Raw genomic sequence first — 12,625 nt, 5'->3', positions numbered from 1 at the left:
CATGTCCCGCACCGCCCGCCTGTTCCAACTGATGCAATCGCTGCGCTCTGGACCGTCGCCCCGAACGTCGGTTCAACTGGCGCAGGATCTGGGTGTATCGCCGCGCACGATCCATCGGGATATCGACGCGCTGCGCGGCCTCGGTGCCGTGATCGACGGCGAGGCGGGGTTTGGCTTTACCCTGATCGAAGACGCCACACTGCCGCCGCTTGGCTTCACCAATGATGAACTGGAAGCGTTGGTTCTGGGCCTGCGTGAAGTGCAGCTGATCGGCGATCCAGCGCTGTCGGACGCGGCCAGCGCGGCCCTGCGCAAGCTGCAGGGACGGTTGCCGCCGCGCCAGTCGCACCGGCTGAGCCATGCGGTGCTGACCGCGACTCGGTTCGACCGGCCCGCAATGCCCACAATCAAGGTCGCCGACCTGCGGCAGGCGGCGTGGGATGAGCGTGCGGTCGAGTTTGCCTATACCGATGCCAAAGGCGCGGCCACCCGCAGAAAGGTCAATCCGCTGAGCATCGTTTACATGGATCGTGCCAGCGTTCTGATCAGCTGGTGCCATCTGCGGCAGGATTTTCGGGTGTTCCGGCTGGACCGCATGCAGGATATGAACATGACCGAAGACAGCTTTCGGCCCAACCGCGTTGCGATGCTGCGCGACGCGCTGGCGCAAATCCGGGCCGAACGGGAAGCGGAAGCGCGCCCAAAGCCAACCTGAGCGTTTTGAGAATTTCCGCTTTTGCGCTATCATCCTGCCTGAGCAGTAATCAGGAAAAAACGGAATGCATAAATGCATAAGCGGCGTCATGACCGCTGCATTATGGGCATCCATAGTGCAGGCGGGCCCAATTCAATCGAAAGACGGAACCTTTGCGCAGGGCGGCCAATATCAGATGGCCTCGGCAGATGTGACGGTTTCAATCCGACCTGTCCTGCGGCCCGCATCTAGGGAGGTCCGGGTGTCAACAGAAGGAAACGCACGGTTTCAGGCATGGCTTGGGGCTTTTCGGGATCGCGCCGCGCAGCAGGGCATTAATGCGGAGACGCTGGACCAGGCGCTGGCCGGGCTGCGTTATGATTCAGATGTCATCAAGCGCGACCGTAATCAGGCGGAATTCTCCAAGCCGATCTGGGATTATCTGGATGCCGCCGTTTCTGACCGGCGCATTGCCAACGGGCGCGCGGGGCTGGAGCGGTATCAGGCCACGCTCAACCGGATCGAGGCGCATTATGGCGTTGAAAAAAAGGTGGTGACGGCGATCTGGGGCCTTGAAACTTCTTATGGGTCTTTCCGTGGAGGGGATCAGACAATTCGCTCGCTGGCGACGCTGGCTTTCGACGCACGGCGCGCGCAGTTCTTTGAACGTCAGCTGATCGCGGCGTTGGAGATCATTCAGGCTGGAGATGTTACATCTGCGCAGATGGTGGGCAGTTGGGCAGGAGCCATGGGGCATACCCAGTTCATGCCGACCTCGTATCTCGAACATGCGGTGGATTTCGACCGCGACGGGCGTCGCGATATCTGGTCGGAAGATCCGACAGACGCGCTGGCCTCGGCCGCGTCTTACCTGGCGCGGCATGGGTGGGTCAAAGGTCAACCCTGGGGTGTTGAAGTGCGGTTGCCAGATGGGTTTGATTACGCCATGGCCAGACGGGATCAAACCCGGATGCCGTCAGACTGGGCCGCCCTCGGGGTTGTTTCGCGCGATGGCCAACCGGTTCCGGATCACGGTCAGGCGGCCATTCTGTTGCCTGCGGGCGGGCAGGGCGTGGCGCTGATGATCTTTGAGAATTTCCGGGTGATCGAGGCATATAACGGGGCTGATGCCTATGTCATCGGGATCGGTCATCTTTCTGATCGTCTTGCAGGCGGTGACCGTTTTCAGGCCAGTTGGCCTCGTGGCGACCGGGTGTTGAGCTTTACCGAGAAGAAGGAACTGCAAACCTTACTGACTCAAGCCGGGTTTGACACCCAGGGTATCGATGGACGCACGGGGCCCAATACGACAGATGCGGTGCGGGCTTATCAACTGGCGCAAGGATTGTTGCCGGATGGATATCCGTCCCTGCGGCTGCTTGAGCGGCTAAGGTAGAGCGGGGGGGCTCTGCCCCCGCCGCGGCAAGCCGCGACTCCCCCGGGATATTTTTGGCCAGATGAAGTCGGGGCGGTTCAATTTGCTGCTTTCATCAGCCCCTTTTGGATAATGTCCGCATGTGCTTCGTCCAGTGATTTATGGATGCGGATAAACATTTCGTCGATCTCTGACGGGCTCATGATGAGTGGCGGCGCGATGATCATCCGGTCGTCCACATGGCGCATGATCAGGTTATTGGTAAAGCAGTGGTCGCGGCAGATGTAACCGATTGTGCCGGGTTCGGAGGCAAATTTGGCCCGGTTGGCCTTGTCCGGTGTGAGGGCAATGGATGCCATCATACCCACGATACTGGCCTCGCCCACCAGCGGATGATCGGTCAGGGCTTCCCATTTTTCTTTCAGATAGGGTGCGGCGGTGTCGCGAACGTGATCAACGATCTTTTCTTCTTCCAGAATGCGCAGGTTTTCCAATGCGACAGCCGCTGCGACCGGGTGGCCGGAATAGGTGTAGCCGTGGTTGAACTCGGTTTCACCAATCACCCCGGCGATCTCGTCATTGACGATGGATCCGCCAATTGGGGCATAGCCCGAACTGAGGCCCTTGGCGATGGTCATGATCTGAGGACGAATACCGAGGGTTTCGGAGCCGAACCAGTTGCCTGTGCGGCCGAAGCCGCAGATCACCTCATCCGCGATCAGCAGGATTTCGTAGGTGTCGCAGATGCGCTGGATTTCCGGCCAGTAAGTATCAGGGGCTACGATTACACCGCCTGCGCCCTGCACCGGTTCGGCAATGAAGGCCGCGACGCGGTTCTCGCCCAGCTTTAGTATGGCTTCCTCCAGTTCGCGCGCGCGCGCCAGGCCGAATTCCTCGGGCGACATATCCCCACCTTCAGCCCACCAGTTCGGCTGGTTGATATGGTGAATGTTGGGGATGGGAATGCCGCCCTGGGCATGCATTCCGGCCATGCCACCCAGAGATGCCGAGCCCACGGAGGAGCCATGATACGCGTTGCGGCGGCTGATAATGATGTTCTTGTCGGGTTTGCCTTTTTCGGCCCAATACGTGCGCACCAAACGAATGTTGGTGTCATTTGCTTCTGACCCGCCACCGGCGAAGAAGACATGATTCAGATCGCCCGGGGCCAGTTGGGCAAGCTTCCTGGACAGGGCGATCGCCGGCACGTGTGTGGTTTTGAAGAATGTGTTGTAATAGGGCAGTTCACGCATCTGGCGGGATGCGGCCTCGGCCAGTTCTTCGCGGCCATAACCGATGTTAACACACCACAGGCCCGCCATGGCATCCAGAATTTCCTCGCCTTCGCTATCGGTCAGATACACCCCTTTGGCCCGGGTGATGACCCGCACGCCCTCTTTGCCGAGCGATCCGTTGGCAGAGAAAGGGTGCATGTGGTGGGCGGCATCCAGGGCCTGCAGCTCGGCCGTGGGCATATGGTTGGTGATGGTCGACATCGGCACTTCTCCTGCGAAAGCGGTTGGAGGTCACAATATGATCAAATTATTTGCTGTCAATCGAATCGACACCGCCTAGCCTGTCTTCAAACCGTCGGCCATCAAATCCATACCTTGCTGGATGTCCTGCGCAGTCGCTTTGGCAACCTTCCCGGCATCCCCTGCGCGCAGCGCCTCGATGATTTCTTTGTGTCGATCCGGCAGATTCCGGGTGCCGAACCGGCCGCAGACTACTCGCAGCGATGGTCCGAATCTGAGCCACAGACGCGCTGTCAGATCGTTGAGGATCGGGGCGTTTGCATGGGCATACAGTGTTTCGTGAAACCTGTGGTTCATGTGCAGATATCCGCTGACATCGCCATCTGTGATCGTGCGGTCCAGCCGCTGATCTATCTGTTCCAGATGATCTATGTCCGACGCGGTCACATTGGCGGTCGAACGGCTGGAAAGCTCTGATTCTATTGCAACTCTTGCGAAGATCATCTGCTCGACATCGCTGCTGGACAGTAGGGGAACGCTGACGCGACGATTGCCCTGAAAAACCAACGCTCCATCTGAAATCAGTCGGCGAATCGCTTCGCGGACGGGGGTCATTCCAACGCCAAGCGAATCGGTCAGCCCCTGGATCGTGACGGGCTGTCCGGGCACCAGATCCCCGTACAGGATCTGAGATCTGAGAGTTTGGTAGACCTGTTCATGCGCGGGCTGCTTTTGTGCACCCGTTGATGTCCCGAGCGCCTTATTTTTGATCAAATCCAATTGGTTTGTCCCGTTTCCGGTGATGTTTACTTGTCAGGTGCCTGACCTCGTGAAACCATATCCGCGTTCGGGGGAAAACGCAAAACTTGATCAAATCAAAAAAAACGGGAAAATACCCGCACACTTGCAGGGAGTCTAAAATGAAACTCAAAACGCTGACACTGACAGCGGTCGTCGCATTGGGGACTTCGGCAGCTTTTGCCGAAGAAGTGCGCGTCTATAACTGGTCCGACTATATTGACGAAGGACTGTTGGAGAAATTCGAGGAAGAGACGGGCCTGACGCTGATCTATGACGTGTTCGACAGCAACGAGGTTCTGGAGACCAAGATGCTGGCCGGTGGATCGGGGTATGACGTGGTCGTGCCAACGGGCACGTTCCTGCAGCGTCAGATTCAGGCGGGCGCGTTTCAGCAGCTTGACGCAGCCAAGCTGCCGAATTCGGGCAATCTGTGGGATGTCATTCAGGAACGCACCGCCGGGTATGATCCAGACAACGCCTATTCGATCAACTACATGTGGGGCACCACCGGGATCGGCGTGAATGTCGGTAAGGTGCGCGAAGCGCTGGGCGATGATGTTGCGCTCAACAGTATGGACCTGGTGCTGAAGCCGGAGAACATGGAAAAGCTGGCCGGTTGTGGCGTTCATTTCCTGGATGCGCCTGCGGAAATGATTCCGATGACGCTGCAATATTTGGGCGAAGACCCGGACAGCCATGATGCCAAGGTGATTGGCAAGGTCGAAGAAGTGCTGACCAGCGTGCGCCCCTATATCCAGAAATTCCACAGCTCGGAGTATATCAACGCGCTGGCCAACGGAGACATCTGCGTGGCCGTGGGCTGGTCAGGTGATATTCTTCAGGCCCGTGACCGTGCGGCCGAGGCAGATAACGGGGTCGAGATTGAATACCACCCGTTTGCCGAAGGCTCGCTGATGTGGTTTGATCAGATGGCAATTCCGGCGGATGCGCCGAACCCGGAAGGGGCGCATAAGTTCCTGAACTTCATACTGGACGCCAACAACATGGCCGCCGCATCGAACTATGTCTATTACGCCAATGGCAACGCCGCCTCGCAAGAGTTCCTGGAAGAAGACGTGATTGGTGATCCGGCGATCTACCCGGATGATGCCACGATGCAGAATCTCTATATCACCACGCCCTACCCGGCGAAGACGCAGCGTGTCGTGACGCGCCTTTGGACCAAGATCAAATCGGGCACCTGACCCGGTTTCTTCCGGCAAGGCGGTGCGACCGCCTTGCCTCATTTCTCAGATCGCCAAACGGGGGCCGTTGTGAACTCAGACGTCTTTGCGCCGTGGGATGACCCACAGGCGAAACCCTTGATCCAGTTTCAGAACGTCACCAAGCGATTTGGTGGGTTCACGGCGATCGATAATCTGTCTCTGGACATCTTTGAAAAAGAATTTTTTGCGCTGCTCGGGCCGTCAGGCTGCGGCAAGACCACCATGATGCGGATGCTGGCCGGGTTTGAAACACCGACCGATGGCCATATCCTTTTGGGTGGGCAGGATATTGACCCGATCCCGCCGAACAAGCGGGCGGTCAACATGATGTTCCAGTCCTACGCTCTGTTCCCCCATCTCAGCATCTGGGACAATATCGCCTTTGGTCTGCGGCGCGATAATATGCCCAAGCAAGACCTTGAGAACCGGGTCGAAGAGATGCTGCGCCTGACCCGGCTCGAGCAATTCGCCCGCCGCAAACCGCACCAGATTTCGGGCGGTCAGCGTCAGCGGGTGGCGCTGGCCCGATCATTGGCAAAGGCGCCGAAGCTGTTGCTGCTGGATGAGCCGCTGGGCGCGCTGGACAAGAAGCTGCGGCAGGACACGCAGTTTGAACTGATGGATATTCAGGAAAAAACCGGCACGACCTTTGTCATCGTTACTCATGATCAGGAAGAGGCGATGACCGTTGCCAGCCGCGTGGCCGTTATGGATCAGGGTAAATTGATGCAGGTGGCGACACCGGACCGGATTTATGAAAACCCAAGTTCCGTCTACGTGGCCGATTTCATCGGAGATGTGAATATCATCGAAGGCCGGGCGACGCCGAATGGCGAAGACGCCTATCAGATCGAGTGGGCGGAAGGGCAGGCTCCGCTGACGGCAACCTCGAGCAATGGGTTCTCGCAAGGTCAGGCGTGCCATCTTGCCATCCGACCCGAAAAGGTGACCATCTCGGCGGATCGTCCGACGGATGCCATCAACGCGGTGCAGGGCAAGGTGCATGACATCGCCTATCTGGGCAACCTGTCGACCTATCACGTCGAATTGCCCAACGGCACGATCATAAAGGCGCAGACAGCCAACACCCGCCGCATCTCGCGCCGATCCTTCACCTGGGAAGACCCGGTCTGGCTGTCCTGGACAGCGACGGCTGCAGTCTTGCTGGCAAACTGATGCGTCGCGCGCTCCTGATCGCCATTCCCTATGTCTGGCTGCTGGCGCTGTTTCTGGTGCCGTTCTTCATTGTCCTGAAGATTTCGCTCTCGGATATCGAATTGGCGATTCCGCCCTATACGCCGACACTGGATCTCTCGCAGGGTTGGTCCGGGATCAAAGAGTTCTTCAGTCAGCTGGACCTGGAGAATTTCATCTGGCTGACCGAAGATGACCTGTATTGGAAAGCTTACCTGTCCAGCGTCAAAATTGCAGTGATTTCCACCTTTCTGACATTGCTGGTTGGCTATCCCATGGCCTATGGCATGGCCCGTGCGCCGATCGAATGGCGACCCACGCTGATGATGCTGGTGATCCTGCCCTTCTGGACTTCGTTCCTGATCCGCGTTTACGCATGGATGGGCATCCTGTCGAACGAAGGTTACCTGAATCAGATTCTGCTGTGGACGGGCATCATCTCGTCCCCGCTGACCATTCTGAATACACAGACGGCGGTCTATATCGGCATCGTTTACACCTATTTGCCCTTCATGGTCCTGCCGATCTATTCGGCGTTGGAACGAATGGACGAATCCCTGATCGAAGCTGCCGAAGATCTGGGCTGTTCCCGCAGTCAGGCGTTCTGGCTGGTCACGATCCCTCTGTCCCGTCCGGGCATCATAGCGGGTTGCTTTCTGGTAATGATCCCCGTGATTGGCGAGTTCGTGATCCCTTCGCTCTTGGGTGGATCGGGCACGCTGATGATCGGCAAGGTTCTGTGGGAGGAGTTCTTCTCGAACCGTGATTGGCCGGTGGCCAGTGCCGTGGCTGTGGTTCTTCTGCTGATCCTAGTGGTTCCGATCGTGTTGTTCCAGCGTAACCAGCAAAAGCAGACGGAGGCGGGACAATGAACAGGCTCAGCTGGTTCAACGCTGTTTCACTGACGCTGGGTTTTGCGTTCCTCTATATACCTATGATCATCCTTATCATCTTCAGCTTCAACGAAAGCAAGCTGGTGACGGTCTGGGCGGGGTTCTCGACCAAATGGTACGGCGAGTTGCTGCAGAACGAGGCGTTTCTGGACGCCGCATGGGTCACGATCCGGGTGGCTGTATTTTCATCGACATTGGCCACCATTCTGGGCACCGCCGCCGCTTATGTGCTGGTGCGTGGCGGGCGATTCTTTGGCCGCACGCTGTTTTCCGGCATGATCTATGCGCCCTTGGTCATGCCCGAAGTGATTACCGGCTTGTCTCTGCTGCTGCTCTTTATCGGCATCGGGCTGGATCGGGGTATCCTGACAATCGTGCTGGCCCATACTACATTTTCAATGTGTTTCGTCTCGGTCGTTGTTTCCTCGCGTCTGGTCACGTTCGACCAATCCCTGGAAGAGGCGGCGCTGGACCTTGGATGCTCACCCGCGCAGGCCTTCCGCCTGGTGACCCTGCCGATCATCGCGCCGGCGGTGATCTCGGGCTGGTTGCTGGCGTTTACTCTGTCGCTGGACGATCTGGTGATCGCTTCCTTTACCTCGGGCCCTTCGGCTACAACCTTGCCGATCAAGATTTTCTCGGCCGTGCGTCTTGGGGTCAGCCCCGAGATCAACGCGCTGTCGACGCTCATGATCGCTGTTGTGACTGTCGGGGTGATCACTGCATCGCTTGTGACCAAACGCGCTATGGTCAAACAAAAACAGGATGAGTTGGCTGCGGCCCGCACCGAATGAGGCGGATTTTTCCAGACTATACTTATGGCCCGGCACCACGTTTCAATTGTTGGTGGGATGAAACTGTCGCGGCCCCGGACTGGCCCGCGCTGGACCAAGACCGCACTGTGGATGTGGCCGTCATCGGCGGTGGGTTTACCGGGCTGTCCGCGGCGCTGACGCTGGCGGAAAATGGCGCTTCGGTTGCGGTACTTGAGGCGGAAAGCCCCGGTTGGGGGGCGTCTGGCCGCAACGGCGGGTTTTGTTGCCTTGGCGGTGCAAAACGAAGCGAAACGTCTTTGGCGCGCAGCTACGGCGAGGCTGTCGCAAAAGACTATGCGCGCGCCGAGAGCGACGCGGTTTCTTTGGTTGCCGATGTTCTGGAACGCCATGGCATCGAGGCGGACACACATTCGGCAGGCGAGACGCAACTTGCGCATTCACCACGGGCGATGGAAAAATTGCGGCGCACCGCAGCCGTGTCCGGCACGCTGCATGAAAAAGAGCAACTGGCGGGTCTTGGTCTGGGTCGAGGGTTTCATGGCGGCTATACCAACCCCGTCGGGTTTGGGCTCAACCCGCGCAAATACCTGTTCGGGTTGGCGGCGACTGCCTTTGAGAAGGGGGTCGAGCTCTATCAGCACAGCCCGGTCTTGTCGCTGAGCGAAACCGCAGCCGGGTTCTGTCTGTCCACCCCAAAAGGGCAGATCCGGGCCGATCAGGTTCTGGTCTGCACAAACGGATATTCCAGCGAGGATATCCCGTCATGGATCGCGGGTCGCTATATGCCTGCACAATCCACGGTTTTGGTGACACGCCCGATCTCGGATGCGGAACAGCAGGCGCAGGGATGGACCTCGGATCAAATGGCCTATGATACGCGCAACCTGTTGCATTACTTTCGGCTGATGCCGGACGGGCGATTCTTGTTCGGGATGCGCGGCGGGCTGATCTCGTCACCCCGCGCCGAAGCGGGTATTCGTCGAAAAGTGTTGCGGGACTTTCACCGAATGTTCCCGGATTGGGTCGGGATCGAGGTCACGCATATCTGGTCGGGCATGGTGTGCATGTCGCGCAATCTTGTGCCTTTTGCCGGACCTGTTCCCGGCCATGCCGGACTGTTTGCCGGATTTGCCTATCACGGCAATGGCGTGGCGATGGGAACCTATTGCGGGCGGGCGTTGGCGCAGCTTGCGTTGGGTCAACCGGCAAACCTGCCTGAACCAATAGCGGCGCCGCCGCGCCGGTTTCCGCTTGGTCGCTGGCGACGGGTGGTGATGCCGCCGGCATATGCCGTGATGGGTCTTGCAGACTTGTAGTGGGATCAGGTTTGTAAAGCCGTCAGTTCCAAATCCAGCCCAACCGCATAGTCCGGCGCACCGTTTTCGAGCCGCCATAGGCAATACGAAGCCATCCGCCACGCAAACCAGGGGCGCAGCTTTTCGTAACGGTCAACTCTGTCAGCCAGTCCGTACGCATTGAGAAATTCGGACTGTTCCTCAGCCGACAAGGCAGTGCCGCGATAAATCGCCTGCATCGCAGGCGACAGGAACATTGCCAGGTCTTCGCATGGATCGCCCATGGCTGGGCATTGCCAGTCAATCAGGGTAAGCCCCTGCGCCGAACGCAGAATATTGCCTGCAACGGGGTCCCCATGGATCAGATGGGTTAGCGCCAATGGCTCGACCGAGTTTTCAGGCTGCAACCGCATAAGCTCGTTTCGGCGTGAGGCGCTGCAGTGAGAGAGAATCTCGAGCGTATGTCGGTGCAATTCTCTGCTGCCATTGACCCCTTTCGGGGTATTCAGAGCAGCTTGGCTCTGATGCACACGCCTCAGCAGGTGCGCAACATCTGCGACACCGGAGCGCCAGGGGGTTCCCGGGGCGTGATCGTAGATGACCCAGTTGACTGCCTCAAACTGTCCACTGGCCCGCAGGTTTGGAACGAACCCGGTGTCTTTCAAGGCGTTGAGGCAGGATGCCTCCAGATTGGCGTCGTTGCGGAACAGTGGGTTTTGGAACCCTGCGCGATACAGCTTTAACACCGTATCACCGGCACCACCCAGCACTTTCCACACCTGGTTCGTGCGCCCGCCATACAGGGTTTCGAACCGGGCATCGGGTTCGACCAGATGTCGGCTGCATAGATGTTTGATCAGAGAAGAGGGGGGCGGCAGATCAGTCAGGGCGGACACCAAAAATTGGGATGAGTCGCTATCGCTTACCTTTGACCTGCCGATGGTCTCAGATCAAGAACCTGTTCGGATTTGCGAGACCTGATCGCTGGCAATCCGGGCGCCGCTGTTCAAGGTCAAGATAATGCCGTCTGCCCCACCTTGGGCCTGAACGACGCGACTGAATGCCGAGACGGGTTGGCTCGACACCAGATCGCGACCCCTGAAACTCTCGATTTGTGCTGAATACGCCCCTGCGGGCAGTGGTGTTCCGTTTTGATCGACGCCCGCCCATTGAAAACTTGACTGATCTACCGGAACCGAAACGCGACTGACAACAGTGCCTTGCGCGTTCTTAACCACCAGATCCGCCTTGTCCGCGCTGGCGTCCGCTTTTGCGTACAAGGTCACAGGTGTATTGCCGAAATGGAATGCGGCGGCGGACTGAACCTCCATGCCAACCCATTGCGTCAATTGCCCCAGATTGGCGCTCGCGAACGATTGCGCCAGATCGGTGAGCATATCGTTGGTTTTGACTTGCTGCTCGACCATCGAAAACTGGGCCAGCTGCGACGCATACTCTGATGAATCCAGAGGCTCCAACGGGTCCTGATTCCTCGCCTGAGCGGTCAACATGCGCAGGAAGGTTTCGAAGTCCGATGTAAGGCCGGAAGATGCCCCTGGGTCCGATTTTTGTGCGGACGGCGTTGGGCTGGTGGATTGAACAGTTGGGATCATGGGTCAAAGCCTCATATCAAGGCCGCGGACCGAGGCCATTGGTTGGGGATGCTCGTCACGGTCTGGAACATCGTCAGGTGTCTCGACCTCGCTCGAAACGCGGGTATCTGACGCGTCGGTGTCCTGCCAGTCTTTGTCGGATGACCCTAGGTCGAAAGACATTGCGCCATAGCCCATCCTTTGAAACTCGGCCGAAAGGACCGAGATATGGCGGCGCATCAGATCCAGCGTCTCGGGCCGCTCGACTGCTATTGAAACCATCAGACCGTCTTCGCGGCCATTCAAAGTTATGGAGACGCGGCCCAGTTCTTCGGGATTAAGCGCGATCTCGACCCCGCCCGATCCGGGGCGTGGCGACACCGCAGCTGCCAATTGTCCGGCAATGGCCCGGGCCGTTTCGGCGCGGCCCGATGCAGTGGCGGGCACCTCGACTTTGTCCCGTGTGCTTTGCGTTGCTGTGGTTTCGCGTGTCGGGGGCGGCGGATCCAAGTCATTCATCTCGACGGCTATGTCTTCTTTGATAGCGAAGGGGTGTGGTTGCGACGGTTCCGCTTTTGCGGCAACCACCGGCGCTGGGGTCTTTGTTTTGGCGGTAAAACCCTGCGTCCCTTGCGCGTTCAAGGTGCCTTCGGCCCGAGCTTTCGAAAACCGGTCCGGCGACACAATACCCGGTCCGGGGTTCTGCGGCTGCGCCTCTATCGACGGCTCCTGCCGCGTTGTCGGCAGAAATACCCCGAGCTGCGCTTTGTTGCCGTTTCGAACCTGTGACGAGACCATATCGGCATTTTCAACGCGCAGCGGATCGGGTTGCGCTTTTTGGGGTAAATGATGCGGCTGCATCGCGGGCTGCGACATCACCACCAGATGGGCAGTCTCAGCTGGGTTATTGGACCCTTTATCCGACTGATCGCTTTGGGCGTGCGGCCCGAACGTCACCGCCATCTCAGGATCCAGCGGCGTATCATCGGCGGACGATACCACTGGCTCGGCATCCTCCTTATCTAGATCCTGTTCAGATTCTGCCACCAGATCAACGTCCACTTCAACGGTTGCACCCTCTTCTGTCGTCTCTTCACTAAAAATGTCTTCAAAAGAAAACGCAGTATCCGATTCCTTCTGCCTGGTCTTGAGAACGCTTGATTTCGCGCCCTCGGCGGGCGCGGGTAGGAGAGATGTCAGGGGATTGGGCATTTTCTTCCGGCTCCTAAGGACTGCCCGGATAGTGCCCGCAGGAGGTTACGTTTATTTTAACCGCTTTGCTCTTTGATCGGGGAAATTCCAAT

Annotated in this window: 12 protein-coding genes; 7 read left to right on the top strand and 5 right to left on the bottom strand. The window is 58.3% G+C overall.

Annotation, left to right across the window (positions count from 1 at the left end):
- Nucleotide 1: 1 nt before the first annotated feature.
- Together ACR0K4_RS14060 and ACR0K4_RS14055 are read left to right on the top strand one after the other, a co-directional pair.
- On the top strand, nt 2–715 hold the full coding sequence (locus tag ACR0K4_RS14060) for a helix-turn-helix transcriptional regulator (protein WP_480519456.1): 714 nt from the start codon (nt 2–4) through the stop codon (nt 713–715).
- 64 nt (nt 716–779) lie between these two features.
- Nucleotides 780–2,090, top strand: coding sequence for a lytic murein transglycosylase (locus ACR0K4_RS14055; RefSeq protein ID WP_480854477.1), 1,311 nt, complete (start codon nt 780–782; stop codon nt 2,088–2,090).
- A 77-nt stretch (nt 2,091–2,167) separates the two neighbouring features.
- Here the strand turns inward: ACR0K4_RS14055 and ACR0K4_RS14050 are convergent, their stop codons facing one another.
- A complete protein-coding gene (locus tag ACR0K4_RS14050) occupies nt 2,168–3,565 on the bottom strand; it encodes an aspartate aminotransferase family protein (protein ID WP_480854476.1) in 1,398 nt (465 codons plus the stop codon).
- 75 nt (nt 3,566–3,640) lie between these two features.
- Nucleotides 3,641–4,324, bottom strand: a complete 684-nt coding sequence (locus tag ACR0K4_RS14045; RefSeq protein WP_480854475.1) for a GntR family transcriptional regulator — start codon at nt 4,322–4,324, stop codon at nt 3,641–3,643.
- A gap of 140 nt (nt 4,325–4,464) precedes the next feature.
- On the opposite strand from ACR0K4_RS14045, the gene ACR0K4_RS14040 reads away from it, so the two are divergent.
- The 5 genes from ACR0K4_RS14040 to ACR0K4_RS14020 all read left to right on the top strand — a co-directional run bounded on the left by ACR0K4_RS14040 (nt 4,465) and on the right by ACR0K4_RS14020 (nt 9,750).
- Nucleotides 4,465–5,550: a polyamine ABC transporter substrate-binding protein gene (locus tag ACR0K4_RS14040; RefSeq protein WP_480854474.1), complete on the top strand. Its 1,086-nt coding sequence runs from the start codon at nt 4,465–4,467 to the stop codon at nt 5,548–5,550.
- Nucleotides 5,551–5,619: 69 nt separating this feature from the next.
- Nucleotides 5,620–6,747, top strand: coding sequence for an ABC transporter ATP-binding protein (locus ACR0K4_RS14035; protein WP_480854473.1), 1,128 nt, complete (start codon nt 5,620–5,622; stop codon nt 6,745–6,747).
- Entirely contained in the window at nt 6,747–7,637 is an 891-nt protein-coding gene (locus ACR0K4_RS14030; RefSeq protein ID WP_480854472.1) for an ABC transporter permease subunit, read from the top strand. The genes ACR0K4_RS14035 and ACR0K4_RS14030 overlap by 1 nt, the downstream gene beginning before the upstream one ends.
- Nucleotides 7,634–8,452: an ABC transporter permease gene (locus ACR0K4_RS14025; RefSeq protein WP_480854471.1), complete on the top strand. Its 819-nt coding sequence runs from the start codon at nt 7,634–7,636 to the stop codon at nt 8,450–8,452. Before ACR0K4_RS14030 ends, ACR0K4_RS14025 begins: the two co-directional genes overlap by 4 nt.
- Nucleotides 8,449–9,750, top strand: a complete 1,302-nt coding sequence (locus ACR0K4_RS14020) for an NAD(P)/FAD-dependent oxidoreductase (RefSeq protein ID WP_480854470.1) — start codon at nt 8,449–8,451, stop codon at nt 9,748–9,750. Before ACR0K4_RS14025 ends, ACR0K4_RS14020 begins: the two co-directional genes overlap by 4 nt.
- A gap of 5 nt (nt 9,751–9,755) precedes the next feature.
- Here the strand turns inward: ACR0K4_RS14020 and ACR0K4_RS14015 are convergent, their stop codons facing one another.
- Genes ACR0K4_RS14015 through ACR0K4_RS14005 form a run of 3 tightly spaced genes read right to left on the bottom strand, consistent with a single transcriptional unit; the run spans nt 9,756 to nt 12,533 of the window.
- Entirely contained in the window at nt 9,756–10,625 is an 870-nt protein-coding gene (locus ACR0K4_RS14015) for a phosphotransferase (protein ID WP_480854469.1), read from the bottom strand.
- A gap of 54 nt (nt 10,626–10,679) precedes the next feature.
- The gene (locus ACR0K4_RS14010) at nt 10,680–11,342 is read right to left on the bottom strand and encodes a flagellar hook capping FlgD N-terminal domain-containing protein (RefSeq protein WP_480854468.1); all 663 of its coding nucleotides are present in this window, start codon (nt 11,340–11,342) and stop codon (nt 10,680–10,682) included.
- A gap of 3 nt (nt 11,343–11,345) precedes the next feature.
- Nucleotides 11,346–12,533 (bottom strand): flagellar hook-length control protein FliK, encoded by a 1,188-nt coding sequence (locus ACR0K4_RS14005; RefSeq protein ID WP_480854466.1) that lies wholly within the window; start codon nt 12,531–12,533, stop codon nt 11,346–11,348.
- Nucleotides 12,534–12,625: the final 92 nt, after the last annotated feature.

This window comes from Ruegeria sp. K11 (genome assembly GCF_056531905.1).
Note: the sequence above shows the minus strand (reverse complement) of the source record. Positions and strands in the feature narration are given on the sequence as shown.